Origin of the sequence: Winogradskyella arenosi, from assembly GCF_003337305.1 — a bacterium.
Classification (GTDB): domain Bacteria; phylum Bacteroidota; class Bacteroidia; order Flavobacteriales; family Flavobacteriaceae; genus Winogradskyella; species Winogradskyella arenosi.
In genome coordinates this window covers 1111825-1132290 of the sequence record NZ_QPJO01000001.1, presented here as the reverse complement: position 1 = coordinate 1132290, position 20466 = coordinate 1111825, and the positions used below count along the sequence as shown (strand labels likewise).

The 20466-nt window shown below is 35.3% G+C and carries 14 protein-coding genes; 6 read left to right on the top strand and 8 right to left on the bottom strand.

The genetic code is table 11. The features are described 5' to 3' along the window. Window positions 1-488: 488 nt before the first annotated feature. The 5 genes from DFQ08_RS04745 to DFQ08_RS04725 all read right to left on the bottom strand — a co-directional run bounded on the left by DFQ08_RS04745 (window position 489) and on the right by DFQ08_RS04725 (window position 10161). The gene (locus DFQ08_RS04745; RefSeq protein WP_114308626.1) at window positions 489-2441 is read right to left on the bottom strand and encodes a putative porin; all 1953 of its coding nucleotides are present in this window, start codon (window positions 2439-2441) and stop codon (window positions 489-491) included. A gap of 134 nt (window positions 2442-2575) precedes the next feature. Beyond that, window positions 2576-4531, bottom strand: coding sequence for a S8 family serine peptidase (locus DFQ08_RS04740; RefSeq protein ID WP_114308625.1), 1956 nt, complete (start codon window positions 4529-4531; stop codon window positions 2576-2578). 121 nt (window positions 4532-4652) lie between these two features. Beyond that, window positions 4653-5354 carry a hypothetical protein gene (locus tag DFQ08_RS04735; protein WP_147269441.1) on the bottom strand — a complete coding sequence of 234 codons (702 nt, stop codon included), beginning with the start codon at window positions 5352-5354 and terminating at the stop codon, window positions 4653-4655. Between the two features lie 56 nt (window positions 5355-5410). Next, window positions 5411-6892 carry a RagB/SusD family nutrient uptake outer membrane protein gene (locus DFQ08_RS04730; protein ID WP_181858354.1) on the bottom strand — a complete coding sequence of 494 codons (1482 nt, stop codon included), beginning with the start codon at window positions 6890-6892 and terminating at the stop codon, window positions 5411-5413. 14 nt (window positions 6893-6906) lie between these two features. Next, complete coding sequence (locus tag DFQ08_RS04725) at window positions 6907-10161, bottom strand: SusC/RagA family TonB-linked outer membrane protein (RefSeq protein WP_114308622.1); 3255 nt, start codon at window positions 10159-10161, stop codon at window positions 6907-6909. Between the two features lie 213 nt (window positions 10162-10374). Here DFQ08_RS04725 and DFQ08_RS04720 point away from each other — a divergent pair, with 213 nt between their 5' ends. From DFQ08_RS04720 to DFQ08_RS04705, 4 genes are all read left to right on the top strand, one after another. Further along, the gene (locus DFQ08_RS04720; RefSeq protein WP_114308621.1) at window positions 10375-10977 is read left to right on the top strand and encodes a ribonuclease HII; all 603 of its coding nucleotides are present in this window, start codon (window positions 10375-10377) and stop codon (window positions 10975-10977) included. Window positions 10978-11084: 107 nt separating this feature from the next. Then, entirely contained in the window at window positions 11085-13448 is a 2364-nt protein-coding gene (locus tag DFQ08_RS04715) for a ribonuclease HII (protein ID WP_114308620.1), read from the top strand. 61 nt (window positions 13449-13509) lie between these two features. Continuing rightward, window positions 13510-14562 (top strand): nucleoid-associated protein, encoded by a 1053-nt coding sequence (locus DFQ08_RS04710; RefSeq protein ID WP_114308619.1) that lies wholly within the window; start codon window positions 13510-13512, stop codon window positions 14560-14562. 83 nt (window positions 14563-14645) lie between these two features. Continuing rightward, complete coding sequence (locus DFQ08_RS04705; RefSeq protein ID WP_114308618.1) at window positions 14646-15404, top strand: YoaK family protein; 759 nt, start codon at window positions 14646-14648, stop codon at window positions 15402-15404. Here DFQ08_RS04705 and lipB read toward each other — a convergent pair. From lipB to DFQ08_RS04690, 3 genes are read right to left on the bottom strand one after another with little or no spacing between them, the layout of a single operon-like run. After that, window positions 15388-16101: a lipoyl(octanoyl) transferase LipB gene (gene lipB / locus DFQ08_RS04700; RefSeq protein WP_114308617.1), complete on the bottom strand. Its 714-nt coding sequence runs from the start codon at window positions 16099-16101 to the stop codon at window positions 15388-15390. The two genes, DFQ08_RS04705 and lipB, sit on opposite strands and share 17 nt — an antisense overlap. Before the next feature lie 12 nt (window positions 16102-16113). Continuing rightward, window positions 16114-16878: a hypothetical protein gene (locus tag DFQ08_RS04695; protein WP_114308616.1), complete on the bottom strand. Its 765-nt coding sequence runs from the start codon at window positions 16876-16878 to the stop codon at window positions 16114-16116. 39 nt (window positions 16879-16917) lie between these two features. Then, window positions 16918-17076: a YqaE/Pmp3 family membrane protein gene (locus tag DFQ08_RS04690; RefSeq protein ID WP_114308615.1), complete on the bottom strand. Its 159-nt coding sequence runs from the start codon at window positions 17074-17076 to the stop codon at window positions 16918-16920. A gap of 239 nt (window positions 17077-17315) precedes the next feature. On the opposite strand from DFQ08_RS04690, the gene lysS reads away from it, so the two are divergent. Then, window positions 17316-19004: a lysine--tRNA ligase gene (gene lysS / locus DFQ08_RS04685; RefSeq protein WP_114308614.1), complete on the top strand. Its 1689-nt coding sequence runs from the start codon at window positions 17316-17318 to the stop codon at window positions 19002-19004. Window positions 19005-19143: 139 nt separating this feature from the next. Continuing rightward, window positions 19144-20403 (top strand): fibronectin type III domain-containing protein, encoded by a 1260-nt coding sequence (locus tag DFQ08_RS04680; protein WP_114308613.1) that lies wholly within the window; start codon window positions 19144-19146, stop codon window positions 20401-20403. The last annotated feature ends 63 nt before the right edge of the window (window positions 20404-20466 follow it).

The following is a 20466-nucleotide window of genomic DNA, read 5'->3' as shown; positions in this document are numbered from 1 at the left end:
TCTAAATGATTTATTCTCTTGTTTTTAATTAACCGTTTCCAGTTAATTTTTACGCTGTCAATTCAATATGTTAATGAACTTATTTCTTTACTTTTACTTAACATTGTTTTGTTAAGCGGGTGCAAATATACAACCCTTTTTCTTTCTCGCAAGCCCTTTTTAGGTTTTATTTTTGTTTAATTTTTAAAGCCTTAAAAACCTGCGATTTAAAACTAAATAAAATTATAGCTTTTCTATAGGTTATGGTATTCTTGCTACTCTACCCCTATAAAATGATTTGTAAACCCCTTGTTTTACGGTTTCCTTTTTTTCGCATTAGCGGTAGTAGCGGCATCCTTTTTTTTGAAAGTATCATTGTTGTTATGTAAGCTCTTGTTATTTTAAATCCTAAAGCCTGCTTTGGTCTTTATATGACCCTAAAAAAAAGATACAGCGGATGACGCGGCACTTTTGCTGCTGAAAAGCAAAAGTGCAATGCCCAAACTATTTTATAGAAAGAAATCCCAGACTAAACCAAAACGAATGGTAAGGTCTCTGTATGGATTATTGGGTGCCGAGAAATAATCGTAACCTGTGATAGAGGAATTGAAATGTTCTAGCTTAAAGAAAATACGAGTTTGTCTGACCTTGGCGTTGATAAAAAAGTCTAATCTTGGAAAGGCGCCAATCTCTGTTGTGTTTTGTGTGTAGAATTCTGCTAGCAATGGATCGTAACCATCCATATAGTACGTTGTAAAGTAATTTAATGTGACCCCGGTTTGAAACTTTAGAGATTTTTTAAATATTTCATCGGAATAATAAAGTGTATTCCTAGTAATGAAATCTGGGACATTAAGAACATCTGCATTACTAACGACGTTTTGATACATGATTGTATTGTCTAAGCCGAATTTACCAAACTTAAATTCTTTCTGAAGTTTAAACCTTAAGTATTGTAAAGGTTCTGTGTATTGATTTGGTCGGATAACGTTAACATCATCTACGGTTTCGTCTAGATTGAAATAGGTATAGTTGTCGATATTAGAAATGTCTAGACTTGCGTTGAACCATTTATCGGATTGCAACTTAATATTTAGTTGTTGGGTATTAACATTTTTGAAATCTTCTAAGTTATACCAATTGTAGTTGACGTAATCACTTTGATACAGTAAGAAATTATAATTGGCTAATCTGGAATTGATGGCTAATCCTCCCGAGAGTTGTATATCGTCATTGAGTTTTAAACTTATATTACCGTCTATATAACTGCCCACAAAACTGTCTGACAAATTAAGGGCTGCATTGGCAGAGAGCTTAAATCCTTTATACGTTTTAGCGTAAGTCCCTTCCACTCCGAAATAATTGGCTTGAATACGGTTGGGAATGGTTTCTCCTGGGAATAACACTAAACTATCGTAACCGTAATTAAGATCGGTATAGTTTAAGGCAAACTCCACATCTCCTACTATATTATTTGCATATTGAAAGCCTACGGATGTTTTAAAGTCTTCTAGTGTTACCTTATCATAGATACTTGTGGCAAATGCATCGCCATAGAATGAAGTTGCAGCTGAAGTTTGACTGTAACGGTAATATTTATCTTCAAACGAGATTTTATTAAACAGGGTAATTTTATTTTGCGCTAAGGAATCTTGTTTCTTTAACAAATCATAAGAATGTTCTAAATTAAATCTTTTCCCTTCTAATATATTCTCTGCATCTTCAAATTGTGGATCGAAAACCGAACGATCTAAAAATTCTTCATTACCCGAGGTAAAATTAACCAGGTCTTCTGTTAATAAGCCTCCATTTTCATTGTTTAGTAAATCTTGCATAACGATATACCCTTTTGCATGGTATTTATCGTTTTTAGAATTGTAATTAGAGGTAAATCTAAAATTACCTGTACTTGTTAACACGTTTTGATAATTCCCTAGCGATCTTAATCCTTTATAGGCAATAGAGAAGTTAAATTGTTTGGTAAGGTTAACGGTAAAAAAGGCATCGAGGAGCTGACCTTGTTCAAATGCTGTTTTGTAGGTTAGACGTGTCCAAGGTGTTGGTACTTCATAAAAGTAGATATCCTCGTGTTCTAAGTAATTAAAATGTCTAGCCCGTGCTGCAAATTGAGGAGCAATATGATTAGACCAAGCATCGAAACTAAGGCTATTATAAGTTTGTCCCATGTTGGCAAAAGGCATAAGTCCAAAACTATCTTCTTGCAGATAATTAAACTTATAATCTTTCTTTAGCGTTAAGGTTGTGTCTACCGCTATAGAGTCTGCAGCATTTTTAAACTTCAGATACATATCTATTCTAGCAACATCTTTATAAGCCTTTGATTTTTTAGTTGCCGAGGTATCGGTTCTATTGGGTGCGTTTCCTGTTGTTAATTTAGTTTGTGCCGCGACAGGAACTAAAAACAAACAAAAAAGGATAACATATAGATTTTTATGATGCATTTAAAACTTTATAAATTTCAAACAAAGTAAACTATAAAATATTGTTTAAGAATAAAAAATTACAAATTAGTTAACAAAAAAAACGGCCAACAAATAGATTGTTGGCCGTTAGTTAGCAAAATGCTTTACTTAGATTATTCAATAATAATCTTCTGAGACGTTTTATTAGCGCCTTGAGCGATATTAGCAACATAAACTCCAGAAGCAACTCCTGTTAAGTTTATGGTTTTATTAAACTGTCCGTTTACGTTTGCAAAAGTATTTTGATACACTTTACGTCCACTGATATCATAAATATCAATAACAACATCTGAGGTTGTTGCTAAGTTAGAATCGAAACTGATTGTAAACTCACCTTTATTAGGGTTAGGATACACCACTAAGCTGTTGGAAAGTGCATTTTCTTCTACACCTAATGTAAGATTATTACCCGTAACAATTAATGAAAAGTCTTGACTTTGTGGATCAAAAGGTCCTCCTACATTTCCTTTAAGCGTTCCTTTATGCGAAACCGTTAAAGAATAAACTCCAGATGATGGTGCTTCAATTTCAATAATTTCAATATTATCTGCAGAATTATCTCCTTTAGAATTAGAGAATCCTGAATCTGCAGAATAATTTAATTTCCAAGGCATAAAAGTAGATCCATCTTTAGATAATCTCAAATCTAAATCATTTACCAACCTAGCGGTTGGATCGTTTAACTCACCTGTAGAAACAGGTCCAACCTGGTCAATCCAGCATATACTCGCCTTTAAAATATCTCCCGCTTCTGCAGAAAACGTCAATGTATAAGTTTCATTTTGCATTAAATTCAATTCATCCATGATAGCCTCTCCTGTTGAAGCTGCTAAAATAGTTTCTGCCGAAACTTTGGCGTCTAAAAATCCCCAACCAAACTTTGGATCAGGCCCTTCTTCTGAAAAATCATCTACTGCAGTATGACTCACTAAACCTCTTAAAGTAGAAGAATCCATATACTCCCCATTAAGTTGGTTATAATATTGTTGTAACAAAACCAAGGTACCAGTAGTGTTAGGTGCTGACATAGATGTACCAGTCATTTCTGCATAACTATCCGTAGGGACTGTAGATAATAAACCCGTTCCGTCTGCAGCAATATCTGGTTTTATTCTTAAATCGTCAGTTGGCCCCTGACTACTACTTGAGTTGATACTAACTGGCTCCAAATCATATGTAAAAGGTGCTAGAACCGGGCTAGCGTTGGCTATAATTAAACTATTTTTTGCATTTTTATCTGTAGTAAGTTTATCATAGCCTGGATAAAGTCCCCCTTCATAACTGCTCTGTCCACTATTTCCTGCGGAAGCCACAATTAAATATTTAGGGTTATTAAGCGCAATATTATCAATACTGGCAGCATCTTGGGTATAAGCTCCCATATACCAAGACGGTAAAGCACCGTCATCACCAATTACAGGAATACCATAAGAATGATTGGATAGAATAATAGGATTAGAAGACGCGTTAACAGCTGAAACCATTTCAGAAAGATCATTTGTCCAATTATAAGACTTGACAGAAACATTAGTTGCCATACCTTTAGCTCGTGGATCTACTCCAATAGCAGCAATTGTACCAACAACGTGTGTTCCATGACTACTAAATGCTGATTCTCCTTCTGTTGTAATATTATCGATAACCGTTATACGTGAATTTGTACCTTCAGTATTAAGAAATTCAACGTGAGTATTCTGAGCAGGTCCTCCGTCCCATACACCAACTGTCATCCCTGACCCGTCTAAGTCTAAATTTAATTGTCCGCCAACTTGTAGATAAGAAGTTTTAGTTGCGCGTCCCGCATCTAAATTATCAGTAGATTTGTATAATACTACACCATCTACAACATCATAAATATGGCTATAATTGAAACCATCTTTGAAGCTTACTTTAGTTTCTGGGTGGGCCTTTAGATATGAATCTATTCTAGCCAAACGGTTTGTTTCCTCTAGCTTAAATTGCTCTAATAATTGAAGATTTCCTTGTGAAAGCTTACTGTCAGCAGGGTTTTGACTATAACTTTGATTGAAAGCAACCAATAAGGCTATAGATAGTAAGTATTTTTTCATATTTTTTTAAATAAATTTATTGGCAATATACAGGTTTTTTATATTAATTCATAACAGATATAAGTAACAAAAAAAGCCACCATAATAAATATGGTGGCTTTACAATAAGTAATAAAAATAATTATTCTATAGTAAATATGTCTGATATGTTAGTAACAACAGGATAACCAGAACCTGCATCAGGAACAGAACCTTCAGATAAAACAATATCTTCACCTTTAATTGAAACTGTATAATCAGTTCCACCATCACCATAACTATCATATACTGCAATACCATAGTCACCATCATCTAAACAAAACCTATGCTCATAGGTTGTTAAACCACTAAAGCTTAGTTCATTACGACTATCATATAGTAATACTGCTGATCCGCTTGAAAAATCAACTAATTGGAAATAAGCCTCTCCAGGATAGTCATCAAACTCTAGCACTACACTAATTAATGTTAACTCACATAACTCAGTTACATTTAATGTTACAGGATTACTAATATTTAAACCTCTTTCACCTTCCCATTGAAAAATCAATGTTTGATCGAAATATTCTAAAGTCTCATCATCTGTTAGTACAACATCAAAAGACCCAACATTGGTATTAGCAGGAATCGTTACCGTCTCAGGCACTTCATAATAAGTTCCTAAAGTAGATGCACCATCAACATAAATAGAGTAAGTACGATCTGAACTTGAAACTTCAGATGCGGCCACCTGTACAGTCTTGGTAAAAAGACTATCTTTCTTTATTTCAACAGGCAAATCTCCTTGTTCAAAACCTACATAATTACTTAATTTAGATTCATCATCCGCCTCACAATTAAACATTGCGATGGCTGCGAAAACCGCTAGATATTTATAATATTTTTTCATTTTAATATTTTTTAGTTTTGCCCAGTAATACTTGGGTTGTTAGTTATTTCAATTTCAGGAATCTGGAATGACATTTCATCAGAATCGTAAGAAAAAGACTCTCCAGCTCTAAACACGTGGTTACTACCCCTTGTCACAGTTGCTTGGTTACGCTTCATAGCGAAATAAGATTTACCTTCTCCCCATAATTCAATACGAGTCTGTAAGTAAATAGCATTTTTTAACGCTTGGCCTGACAACGGTGACACGTATGCTGTAGCATCAGCGCTTCCCATACGGTCCGTTAACATAGTTAATAAGATTGCTTTAGCAGTAGCATCATCTCCAAGATTAGCAGACGCTTCAGCACTTAATAAGTACATTTCTTCAGAACGCATAAGAATTAAATCTGTAGAAATTACGTATTGTCCTGCAACCGTTCTACCCGGATCAAAAAACTTGTTGATTGGTTGTAATGGTGCAGCACCAGTACCGAACTGATCTTTTCTTACATCGCCATCTTGAATCTTTGAATACAATAAATCATCAATTGATTTTGTATCTCCGGCCCAAGCATAACTATATGTAAAATAATCCATTTGTCCCCACCAGTCTATTAATTGGTGACCTAAATCTTCAGTTAAATCATAACCCCAAATCCATGACGCGGCGTTAATATCATTAAACCCTGAACCTGCACCAGGATATGCTAATTCTCCTGTTGTTGTTAAAGGATAACCTGCATTAATTACAGCATCAGCATAAACTTTAGCGTCTGCATAGTTCCCCATAGCAGCGTAAGTATAGGCTAAGAAACCTTGTGCTACTGTTTTGTCTAACTGATTTTTAGACTCACGAGTATACCCATCTAAAAGACTAGTTGCATCTGTTAAATCAGAAATAATTTGATCATAAATAACTGACGCTTTTACTTTTTCTAAGCTATAAGTATCGATGTTATAGAATGGTAAAACTTCTTGATCTGGATCGTAAGCTCTCTGGAACAACTGCACTAAATTATAGTAAGCATAAGCTCTGTATGCCTTAGCTTGTCCCATAATACGCTTTGCATCGTCAGTCTCAGGAATAGTTTCATTACCTCCACTATTCTCAATAACTCCATTCGCAATTTTGATGATTCTATAGTAATACTCCCAAATTGTAGAGTTAGTATCATCTGTAAAATCTACGGTTGAAACTAAATTTGCTGGTGCATTATACCATCCATATGCACTTGCAGATAATGCTACATCACCACATACGATATCCGTCCAAAGATCAACACCTTTCTGACCAAAGTCATCATGGCTATCACCAGTGATACCAAACGGCTCAATAATTAAACTGGTAATACCGTTAAGCGAACCATCTAAGAGCGCAGTATAAGTATCAGAATGTTCTGCAATACCCTCAGCCGTTAATACACTTGTATTTTCGCCTTCTAGGAATTCATCATTACACCCCATAAACATTAACGAGGATAATACTACTGAATAAATTAATTTTTTTCTCATAATCATTTTTTTTTTTAAAATTCAATTTTAGCACCTACACTAAATGCAGTTCTAGGCATATATATACCTGAATTTGACGTACCAATGAATGTTGTAGGGTTAAGACCGTCTCTTGCTGATAACATCATAACATTATCACCTGTTACGAAAATGTTGAAACGTCTTAATTTCATAGCTTCTACAGCATCACTTGGTAAAGAGTAGCTTAATCTAATGTTATTTAATGATAAATAATCTGCTTTAGTTAAGAAACGAGAAGAAGTAGCACTGTAATTTACATCTGTATCATACCCAGCAGATAATCTTGGTACATTAGTAATATCACCTACCTCAGACCATGCATTAGCGGCATCTGTATGGTAGTTATTAGTACCTATTAAACTTCTATTATTCATTAACGTTGCATAACCTGTATCATAAACATATCCACCGATACTATAACCGAATTGTGCAGATAAGTCAAAGTTTTTATACCCTGCATTTAAACGGAAACTACCTCTTATTTTAGGAATAGCTGATTTACCAACGTAAGCTTCAGTAGCTCCTAATGTAGTTTCATCAGAGTACGTATAAGAAGATGTAGTTGTTTTTACGATATTAGCATCTGGGTTCGTTGATTGGTATAATGTTAAGTTAGAAATACTTTCATCTCCGTTAGCAGAGTTAAAAACACCATCATTATCAACATCATTATAGTATGCACTCCATAAACCAGCTCCTGTTGCAGGATCGACACCAGCCCATTCTCTCATATTCCATTCGTATAAAGATCTTCCTACAGATAAGTTACCATCGATAACTTTATCTACTCCTGTAATGTAATCTATTGGCATTTCAGTAATTTCATTATCAAACATCTCACCATTTACATTTAATGACAATCTCCAATCTTCATGGTTTTTAATAATAAATACCTGAGCATCAAATTCAAGACCTTTGTTTCTCATTTCACCGTCATTATATCTGATGAACGAATCTCCAGGAGATGTTGGTAATGCTTGAGTGAAGAATAAGTTTGTTGTATTCTTAACGTAGTAATCAACATCTAAATTTAAATAACCATCAAACCAAGTAGTTTCTAAACCAAACTGAGCAATTTTAGAAGTTTCCCATGTTAAATCTGGGTTTGCTGCCTCACCACTAGGTGAATAAGATATAGACCCGTCAGCTGTTGTATTAATTGTGAAGAAATTGTATCCGTAAAGTGTATTTACACCTTGATCACCAATAACCCCGTAACTTCCTTTAGCTTTTAAATAATCTAAGAAATCTACATTAGCAAAGAAATCTTCGTTTGAAACAACCCATCCTAAACCAACAGATCCGAAAGTACCCCATTTGTCTTGGATAAATCTTGAAGACCCATCACGTCTAACAGATCCTGTAAAGAAATACTTTTGATCATAGTTGTAGTTAAACTGTGAAAAGTAACTATCTAAACTTTGTCTTAATGTATAACTAGAGGCTTGACCTACTGCAGTTGTGTACTGATCTAAACTTGTAGATCTTGGAATAATAGCTGTTTGAGCAGCAGCAGATAAATAGTTATATCTGTTTACTGTAGATTCGTGTGCTACGAATGCTTCTACATTATGACTTCCAAATTGTTTCGTGTAACGTAACATTTGTAAGAAGTTCTGGTTAATGTTAGTAGATTCTCTTTTAAATAAGTAACCTTGACTAGACGCTCCACTTCCATAATATGGGTTAGACATTGATGTATAGTTAGAGGTGTTAATTTGACCACTGTAACGTGTTTCAAATTTCAAGTTCTTAGTAATATCAATACCAACATTGAAGTTACCTAACATTGTTACTACATCTGTACGTGCTAAATCGTAAGTAGCATCACCAATACCATTGGTAGAGTTCCATGCTCTTCTTCCATACTCAGAACCATAATCAAATTGGTATCCTCCATAAATAGGATCGGCAACCAAATCACCATTAGCATCTCTTAAATATACATCGTAGATTGCTGGTGTTGTATTTGTTAAAGCAAAAATGTTTCCAGAACTTCCTGAAGATCCTTCATCACTAGAAGAGTTGTTATACTTACTTCCTGTAAAACCAACATTAGCTCCTATTGTTAACCATTCTGCTGGCTTATCTTCAACATTTAATCTTGTTGTGTAACGGTTATAACCAGAGTTGATTGTAAACCCTTCATCATTTAAATAACCGAAAGATGTAGAAAAACGTGTTCTTTCATTACCTCCACTAAGTTGTACGTTAGCTTCAGTTCTAATTCCTGTACCAAAAGCAGCATCTGACCATTTAGTTGGTGTGTACCTACGATTAACACCTGAGTTAAATTCTCCAGTAGCAGGATTAATTAAGTTAGCTCCATCTGCATCCCAGATATTGTATGCACTATTGATACCTTCTGCAGTACCGTATAAGTTGGCACTTGCCCAAGCAGCAGGATCTGACTGCCCTAGTAATGCTCCTTTATTTTTAAGTGCTTCCCAAGACAATTCAATATATTGCTCTGGAGACTCAACAATATCATACTGAGGTAATGATAATGTGTTAACACTTGTTTTAAAATCCACAGAAACAATTGTTTTTCCAGATTTCCCTAATTTCGTAGTAATAACGATTACACCGTTAGCACCTCTTGAACCGTAAATAGAAGTTGCCGCAGCATCTTTTAATACAGTCATGCTTTCGATATCTGCAGGGTTAATTGAAGAAAGGTCACTCGCATAAGGAGCACCATCTACAATATATAAAGGATCTGAATTTCCATTTACAGAACCGAAACCACGAATTCTAATTGTAGCATCCGCTCCTGGCGCACCACTATAAGAAATTACGTTTACACCGGCAACCTCACCTCTAAGCGCTTCAGAAACGTTAGAAACAGCCTTAGCTTCTACATTTTCTGTCTCAATACGAGTTGCAGTACCTGTGTATGCTTCTTTAGTTGTTGTTCCATAACCTACAACAATTACTTCATCTAAAGCACTATCTTCTTCAATTGAAACATCATATGTGCTCCCTGAACCAATAAGAACTTCAGCATCTTTCATACCTACGTATGAAACTACTAAAATATCTCCTTGACTGACTTGAATGGTATACTTACCATCAAAATCTGTTTGTTGACCTCTAGAGGTCCCTTTTACAATTACACTTGCACCTGGAAGAGGTAAACCATCCGAAGCCGTTGTAACTGTACCTGTGACAGTTTTCTCTTGTGCAAAAGAAAATTGCATCACGAACGCCATAAAAAGCGTTAATAACCATGTTAACTTTAATTTCATAAAACAATTATTTGAGTTAGTCTAGTTGCAAACATCTTAATTAAATATTAAATAAGCAAACGTTTTTGCTAAAAAAATGTTAAGTATGTTACGATAATGACAACAATTCCAACAATACAATTTTCTACTGTTTTCGTGGATTACTCACTTCTTAGATGTAAAAAAAGCAAAAGGGTTGCGTTAAAATTTTAACTTTGTTCAAAAATTAACATTTTGGCCCTAAAATTTCAATATTCAAATCATAAAATAGAGTGCGGAACAGATGAAGCTGGTCGCGGATGTTTAGCAGGTCCGGTTACGGCAGCCGCTGTTATTTTACCTAGACGATTTAAGAACAGCATCTTAACAGACTCTAAGCAGCTCTCAAAATCTAACCGAGCATTACTTAAGCCCTTAATTGAACAAGACAGTATCAGTTTTGCAGTTACCCATATTTATGAAGAAGAAATTGACAGCATTAATATTCTTAACGCTTCTATTTTGGCCATGCACCAATCTATTGAGAAATTAGAAATATCACCTGAGTTTATAATTGTAGACGGCAATCGGTTTAAGCCTTTTAAGAACATCCCTTATGAAACCATTGTTAAAGGTGATGGAAAATATATGAGTATCGCGTCCGCGTCCGTTTTAGCTAAAACCCACAGAGATGCCTACATGGAAAAAATACATGAGGAATTCCCTATGTACAATTGGAAACAAAACAAAGGCTACCCTACCAAAGAACACCGTGCCGCTATTGAAAAATACGGGATTACAAAATACCACCGTAAATCCTTTCGCTTATTACCCGAACAATACGAATTAAATTTATAAGCGAAAGTAACCGTATTACCTTTAGCTTTACTATTATTAATGCGTCGTTTTAAAATGAGACTCCATTTTACTTTTTATATTTGTCCTTTAATTAAAAACTCACTTTAATGAAGCGACTTGGTTTTTTATCTATTTTACTCCTTTTTATGATTTCGTGTCAGAAAGATTATAATAAAACCAAACACTCCTATCAATTTATTCCACCGAATGCTGAAGCCGTTATTCAGATTAATGAATTAAATGACTTTTTAAACAGTATTACTAACAATACCATTCTTGAAACTGTTTACAGCGACAACCTTAAAGCTGTCTCTCCAATTTTAAAACAGTTTAGCACCACAGCACCTGTTTATCTTACCTATAAAGATTCTACCGTAACGGATTATCTTATTCTAACAAAACACGACACTACCTTATTTGTTATAGACAGCCTCCCAAATCTTATTTCTGAAACTTTAGCGAATTCTAAAATTACAAAGACCCAAATCGATGAATCCGTCATTTACCATACAGTCATTGGCAATACCTTTGCAGGTTCTAACGATTTAAACCTCTTGAAAAATTTAAATGCTGAAAATGAAAATACCGCATTAAGCCAACTTATTGAAACGACCGATACCAAAGCGGTCGCCTCGATTGTTTTTAAATCCGCAGCCGTTAATTATTCAGAATTATTGTTTACACCGCTTATAGAGGAGGATCATTCTAACTATACGGTTTTAGATTTTACCCCACACAACAAAAGTCTAAGCTATCATGGTATTTTAACCGCGAAGGATTCTATAACGAATTTTATGGATCGTTTTAATTTCACTATTCCACAAAAAATTAACACACCACAAATTGCACCAAAAAGCACCAAGTCCTTATTGAGTATTACCTACGACGACTTTTCGGTATTTCTTAAAAATAATTCGTCTACGGAACTCAATTTAAACCCTGAAACGCCAACATTTTTAAACTTTACAAATGAGATTTCGCGTACCGATGAAGCTCTGATTCTTCATTCTTTAGATCCCAAACTTTTGGTTGAAGCTATAGAGGAAAAATCACATTTTGAAACCTTTAGAGATCTGGATATTTTCAATTTTGAGAATCCTGATTTCTTTAAGACCATTTTAAATCCTTTTATCACGTTTGAAGAAGCTAAATATTTCGCTGTTTTTGAAAACTTTGTCATTTTCACAGCCGAACCCGAAGCTTTAAAATCTATTCTGGTTAATGCGCTCAACCGCCAAACCCTTTCAAATTCTGAAGCCTTCATTAACATGCAAGCCCAACTCAGCGACGAGGCTTCCTTATTTATATATAAAGACTCAGACGCCCTATCTTCTTACCTTGATGCATCTTTAAAAGGTTATGATGCCAATGCTGTTCAGTTTATTCATGAAGACCATTACACCCATGTTCACGGTATAATTCAAAAATTTAAAAAGAGATCAGCAACAAACTCCGTTAATGAAGCGTTTACAACCACATTAGAGCACCCCCTAATTTTGGCGCCACAAGTGGTAAAAAATCATATAACCAAGACCTACGACATCGTAGCACAAGACGCAAACAATATATTATACCTCATTTCTAATACCGGAAATATTCTTTGGAAAAAACAATTACAAGGTCAAATTTTAGGCGCTATTGAACAGATAGACATGTATAAAAATGGCCGATTGCAATTGGCTTTCACCACTCCAAAAAGGCTTTATGTTTTAGACCGTAACGGTAACGACGTATCTCCTTTTCCTTTAAAATTTAACGATCCTATTACTCAACCGCTTTCTGTATTTGATTACAACAAACGTAAAGACTACCGTTTATTAGTGACGCAAGGCAAGCACTTACTGATGTATAACGCTAAAGGCCAACCTATAAAAGGTTTTAAGTATAAAAACAATGGTGCAGCCCTAAAAACTCAACCCCAACATTACCGTATTGGCACAAAAGATTATATTGTTTTCGCGGCAGGTAAAGATTTAAAAATCCTAAACCGACAAGGGCAAAACAGAATTAACCTTAAGGAAGGCTTTCAATTTTCTGACAACTCTATTTATTTGTATCAGAATAAGTTTACCACCACCAATACCCTAGGACAACTTGTACAGGTAAATACCCGAGGAACCATCACTAGAGAAAACCTTAATTTAACGGATAATCATAACCTAAATACCACAAGTAAAACTATGGTAACCCTAAATGAAAATAAGCTTACCATAAAATCTAGAACTATAGATTTGGATTATGGCGATTATACCGCCCCAAGAATATTCTATTTAAACGATAAAATTTATATTACAACAACAGATAAGCAAGCTAAAAAAGTTTACTTATTTGATAGTCAAGGGAAACCGATTCCTAATTTCCCTGTTTTTGGTGTAGGTGCTGCCACATTAGAAAAACTAGACGATGAACGAGATTTAGAACTCATTTCGCAAAGTGATGACCAAACGATTGTGGTCTATAAAATAAACTAAGATCAAAATTGTTTATTCTTATTTCATAATAATTAATACGCTATAAAGCCGCAGATTTCCCATGATAAAAAGACAAAAAGCTTCCATAAAAAGTTGCATTATTCATAAAGTAGGTAACAAATTTAATGGCACTAAAAATGCATTTTCAGATGCTGTTGTAGATTTTGACGAGGCGACCTACCACCTTATGCTTCCTTACCTTTTAAAACCTTTTGTTAGTGTGGCTGAGAGCTATCGTTTTCACCATCATAGCGATGTTGCTTTAAACGAAATTAACACTTATAGCGAACAATTGTTTAAAGATGATGCCGATTTTGTAGACCTTTCTAAACATATTGTTAACCATTTGTTTGAGCAGAGTAACTCGGCACAAATAAAAACGGGTGATGTTCTTATTTGCCATTTTGACAACATTCAGTACGAAGACTATTTTACGGATGCCATTGGGATCTATAAGATTGAAAATAAAACTGAATTTTTTCAAACGTATCTAGAGGACGGTAACAACTACGACATTCTCGTACAGAAAGGTATTCAAGCTAAAAAAGTAGACAAAGGCTGCTTAATTTTGAATACTTCCGATATGGAAGGAAAAATTGTGTTTAGTGTAGATAACAATAGCTACGACACGCAATATTGGATTAAGAGTTTTTTAAACATAAAATACCCTGACGATAGTAACCAACACACAAAGAATTGTATTGAGTTATGTAGAGAGTTCTCTAAAGAGGTTCTTCAACCTAATTTTGGCGGTCAAGAGCAAAGTAATTTCTTAGCTAAAACGGTTGACTTTTTTAAAGAAAACGAAATTGTTAATATAGAGACCTTTAAAGAAGAAGTTTTTGAGGAAGAAGATAAAATTCAGCTATTTGAAGACTATAAAAAAACCTACGAATTAGACAACAAAGTCCTGATTAGAAATCAGTTTGACGTTTCAGAAGTCGCCTTAAAAAAGCAAAAACAGAAGATTAAAACTGAAATAAAACTCGACACGAACATTCAAATAAAACTCGATGTAGATGCTCCTGATGCTTCTGCTGAATATTTAGAACGCGGTTATGACGAGGACAAGAAAATGCATTATTACAAGGTGTTTTTTAACGATGAAAATTAAGCCTTAATCATAAAAATTGAGCGTCATATTTCACCCATAAAACCCTAATTATTACTGAAGGTATAACTACAAATTAAAAACCCATGTTTAGACACCAAGGCACTAGCAGAACCTTAATACACAACCTGCGGATTGCCACGGTATTATCTTTTGTGGCCGGTATTGTTAATGTTTCTGGTTTTCTAGCCTTTAGTCAGTTAACCACAAACGTTACAGGCCACTTTGCGTTTTTTATTAGTGATCTTGCCAATTTTGAATTTTGGAAAGGAACCATCTACGTAGTCTATATTTTCTCTTTCCTAACAGGGGCTTTTTGCTCAAGTTTTTTAATTGAACGCTTTAGAGAAAGCAAGAAACTTAATGTATTTGTATTACCTACACTCTTAGAAGTTGTTATTCTTATTTCTATAGGTCTATTCAACTTAGAAACCCTAAACACCGTTGCTAATCTTGTTGTCTGCGCCCTCTTATTTGCTATGGGACTTCAGAATTCATTGGTAACACAGATCTCTGATGCCGTTGTAAGAACCACACACCTTACAGGCTTATTTACCGATTTAGGAATCGAATTATCGCAGCTCTTTTTTAAGAAATACAAGGCAAAGCATCAGGCCTTAAAAGCCACTATAACCTTAAGACTATTTATTATCGGCTTCTTTTTTTCTGGTGGCTTAATAGGAGGCTTTATCTACTCTAAACTAGAGTTTAACATCCACACGCTAATTATAGGAGCAATTATCCTACTGATTAGCTTATTCTATGACGATTTTAGGTATCAGTTTATCCGCACAACACGTAGGCATCAACAACGCAAAAACCAACCTACTAATCCGCCTTCTTAGAATTAAATTCAGCTTCAAAAAGGGTACTAAAATGTTTTAAAATTTTAGCTTTTACAGCGTCCTCATCAACATGCTCTACTCCTAGTTCGTTATTTAAAGTCGTAACCGCCTTCCCTTTAATTCCACATGGAATAATATTATCAAAATAACCTAAATCAGCATTGACATTTAAAGCAAAACCATGCATGGTTACCCAACGGCTCGCTCTAACTCCCATGGCACATATTTTACGGGCAAAGGGTGTTCCTACTCCTAACCAAACCCCGGTTTCACCAGGACTACGTTCAGTCTCTAAACCATAGTCTGCAAGGGTTAGAATAATAACCTCTTCTAAAAAACGTAAGTATTTATGGATGTCTGTAAAAAAATTATCTAAATCTAAAATGGGATATCCTACAACCTGTCCAGGTCCATGGTAGGTAATATCTCCACCCCTATTTATTTTGTAAAATGTGGCTTCTTTTGCCGCTAATTCAGCTTCAGAAAGCAATAAATTAGACAAATCTCCACTTTTACCTAAAGTGTAAACATGTGGATGTTCTACAAACAAAAAGTGATTCTGAGTCTCCAAGCCCAAATCCTCTCTTCTGTTTTTAATCTTCGTATCTAAGATGGCTTTAAAGAGGGTTTCTTGGTAATCCCAAGTTTCTTTATAATCTTTTCTTCCTAAATCTTCGAGCAGTATGGTTTTGTTCAAAATAATATGATTTTAATCCTCTAAAACAACTTCTATATCCTGCAGTTCAGGATTTTTAAGCATCTCTAAAAATCCAACTTCAAAGCTTACCGTTTTTTTATCTAAACTATACATAGCGCCCTCTTTTGAAAAGGATTTAATAGCCTTAGGAAAATGGTATTCAATTTTATATTTAGACGATGCAAAAATCATTTCAGACTTACCTAAACTATCTAAAGCTTGTTGATGCTTCTCGGCGTCTAAGATTTCCGCCTTTCGTTCAAAAAGCCTTCCGTCGTAGGCATAACTCACCGCTGTTGCTCCGTCATTTCCTAAGTTAGAAAAAGGACTAAATGCTGCATTTTCACTTGCATTTTCAGCTCCCTTAAAATCATTAAAACTATTCATCGCTTTAAACATATCTCTCAGCTCATTGGCATTCTTAAAATCGGCCTCGATATCAAATAACATTTTATCCTTATCCGGATCCATCACCATATGAAGCTTGTAATCTTCCATGGCTTTTATCTTTTCTTGTTCCACCGGAGAGAGAGACGCAATACTGTCTTTATACGCGACTAAAAATTCTTTAAAGATAATTGTAGAATCTACAGCCTTATCCATTCCTTCTGAAGCATCATCGCCCATTTGCCCCATAAAACCCATCATTTCTGAAGCGTCCATAGAAAATATAACCTGACCACTACCATCCTCATTGATGTAGATCTTTTCTGAAAATTGACAACTTGTCAACAGCATAAAGGCTAAACCTGTAACTAATGTAACTATTGTTTTCATTGTAGACATAAAAAAATTAAGACTGCAAAGGTAGGCTTTTTATCGCTTCGGATTATTAAGAATAATCAGTGCGGCAATAACCCCAGGAACCCAACCACAGAGCCAAAGGAGAAAAGTAATGATAATAGATCCACAGCCTTTATCTAAGACTGCCAAAGGTGGACAAATAATGGAAAGAATTACACGCCAAAAACTCATATCTAGGGATTAATAAGATTGTTATAACTATTTAGACGAAGGTGATCGTTAATTGTTACATATCTGAATAAGAAACCCCGAATTAAGAACCTTTAACCTCACCATTGGCCTTAGCAACTTAAAAAAAATGAACCTAGAGCTAAATCAAAACCAAAAGGAGCTCATTAATTTTTCTAAAAATTGTAATTTTGCACCTGCTTATCAAAAAAGTGGAGATAAGCCATTAAAAATCAATAAGAATGCAACTTTCAGAACAAGAATTGGTAAGACGCCAAAAGTTAGAAAAGCTAAGAGCTTTAGGGATTAACCCTTATCCAGCGGATTTATATCCGGTTAACCATACTTCCAAACAGATTAAATCTGATTACGAAGAAGGTAAACAGGTTATCATTGCTGGTCGTCTAATGGCTATTAATATTCAAGGTAAAGCTTCTTTTGCTCAACTACAAGATAGTGAAGGTCGTATTCAAGTTTATTTTAACCGTGATGAAATCTGTGAAGGAGAAGACAAATCACTTTACAACGACGTTTTTAAAAAGCTTTTAGATTTAGGTGATTTCGTGGGTATTGAAGGCACACTTTTCACAACCCAAGTTGGGGAAAAAACAGTAATGGTTAAAGATTTTAAACTTTTAAGCAAAGCTTTAAAGCCTTTACCTATTCCGAAGCAAAAAGATGGAAAAACCTATGATGCTTTTACGGATCCGGAGCAACGTTACCGCCAGCGATATGCTGATTTGGCTGTAAATCCGCACGTAAAAGAAGTTTTTATAAAGCGTACTAAACTTTTTAATGCTATGCGTCAATTTTTTAACGACGCTGGGTATTTTGAAGTGGAAACACCAGTACTTCAACCCATTCCTGGAGGCGCTGCAGCACGCCCATTTATAACACACCACAACAGTTTAGACATTCCATTATATATGAGAATTGCTAATGAGTTGTATTTAAAACGTCTTATTGTAGGAGGTTTTGATGGGGTTTATGAGTTTTCTAAAAACTTTAGAAACGAGGGTATGGACCGTACGCACAATCCAGAGTTTACCGCTATGGAAATCTACGTTTCTTATAAAGATTACAACTGGATGATGAATTTCTGTGAGCAACTTTTAGAGCATTGTGCTGTTGCTGTAAACGGAACTTCTGAAGCGACTTTTGGAGAACATAAAATTAATTTTAAAGCCCCTTATAAGCGTATCACAATGCGCGATTCTATCCTAGAATTTACAGGATTTGATATTTATAATAAGACGGAAGATGAAATAAGAGCCGCTGCTAAAGCCATGCACATTGAAGTGGATGAAACGATGGGGAAAGGTAAACTTATCGATGAAATCTTTGGGGAGAAATGTGAAGGTAATTATATTCAACCGACCTTTATTACGGACTACCCTAAGGAAATGAGCCCGTTATGTAAAGAGCACAGAGAAAACCCAGAATTAACGGAACGTTTTGAGTTAATGGTTTGTGGTAAGGAAATTGCCAATGCGTATTCAGAATTAAATGATCCAATTGATCAGAGAGCGCGTTTTGAGCACCAATTAAAATTAGCTAAAAAAGGGGATGATGAAGCCACAGAATTTATCGATCATGACTTTTTACGTGCTTTAGAATACGGAATGCCTCCTACATCTGGAATGGGAATTGGAATGGATCGTTTAATTATGTTCTTAACCAATAACCAAAGTATCCAAGAAGTATTATTCTTCCCACAGATGCGACCAGAAAAGAAAAAGGTAGATCTTAGCGATAATGAAAAAGCCATCTTAGAGGTTTTAAAATCTGAAAAACGCATGGATCTTAACGTTTTAAAATCACAATCAGGATTAAGTAACAAAGGTTGGGATAAAGGCATTAAAGGTCTAGGAAAACACGGACTAACTAAAGTAGAAAAAACCGACGACGGCTTATTTGTTGCGTTGGTCTAAAGTCTAAATAATATATCCATTACAAAAAGAGAATCCTTCAAACGATTCTCTTTTTTTTGGTCTCACCTCACCTGTACGCCGCTGTTGATAAAGTTTTTACTAACTTAGCAACACACTATAGATCAACAACTCACCACTCATGATTAGAAAAATTGGCTTATTATCTCTGCTTTTTGTTTTACTAAGCGCTTGCTCTAATGACGATGCCGACCAACTTATTGCAGCTTGCGATGCCCCTACCGATGTTACTGCCACAGCCATTTCTCATCATTCCATAACAATCACTTGGGCGGCAAACGACACCTCTTCATCTTACCGGGTAGAATATGGCCTTTCTGGGTTTACCGTAGGTAATGGAACGGCACTCATAACCAGCAATACTACCGTTCTCATTGACCAACTAGAACCTAATACTTCTTATAATGTTTATGTGCAAAACCTATGCGACACCGATAATGAAAGTCTGCGTACCGCATTATATAATTTAAGTACCACAGCAGCTCCTGTAATTCCTGAGTTTAAACCCCAATTATCTGAATTAAATTTATTTCTGGGGCCTTTAAACTCACTCAGTATATCACCACAAGCCATTCCATACGAACTTAGCACACCGTTATTTACCGATTATGCCCATAAACAACGCCTCATCGCCTTGCCCGCGGGTACAACGATGGCATTTAACGGTGACGGACTCCCTATTTTCCCGGACCAAACAGTTATTGCTAAAACCTTTTTTTACAATAATGACGAACGCGACCTCAGCTTAGGCCAACACATTATTGAAACACGAATTTTAATTAAAATTAACGGCACTTGGCAAACCGGAAATTATATTTGGAATGAGGAACAAACAGACGCTACATTAGACTCAGAAGGCAGCACCCTTCCCGTATCTTGGATAGATCTAGAAGGAACCTCCCAAACAGCGAACTATAAAATTCCATCAAACACAGATTGTTTTACCTGCCACGCTAATGCCAATACGGTGAAGCCTATAGGTCCAAAATTAAGATCATTAAATTTTGACATTGATGGTACTAATCAATTAGAACAATGGATAAGCAATCAGCAGCTATCAGGAGTTTCAAGTAGTGCTTCCGTACGAAGCCTTCCTAAATGGGACAACACTAGTGTTTCCCTAGAAGAAAGAGCGAGAGCGTATATGGATATTAATTGTGCCCACTGCCATATTCCTGGTGGGCATTGTGAAGATTTATCAACACTCAATCTGGCTTATGAAACCCCTTTAGAGGATAGTGATATTGTAGAACAAGCTTTTCTTATTGATTATAGAATGAGCTTCTATTTAGACGGAATTAGCATGCCACTAATAGGCACCTCTATGCAGCACACTAAAGGCGTAGATCTTATTCAATCTTACCTCAATACCTTAGATTAAACCGCGTTAAAAAAATACTAAAGTCAGGCCCGTTATTAACATAACATTAATAGAATATGTATT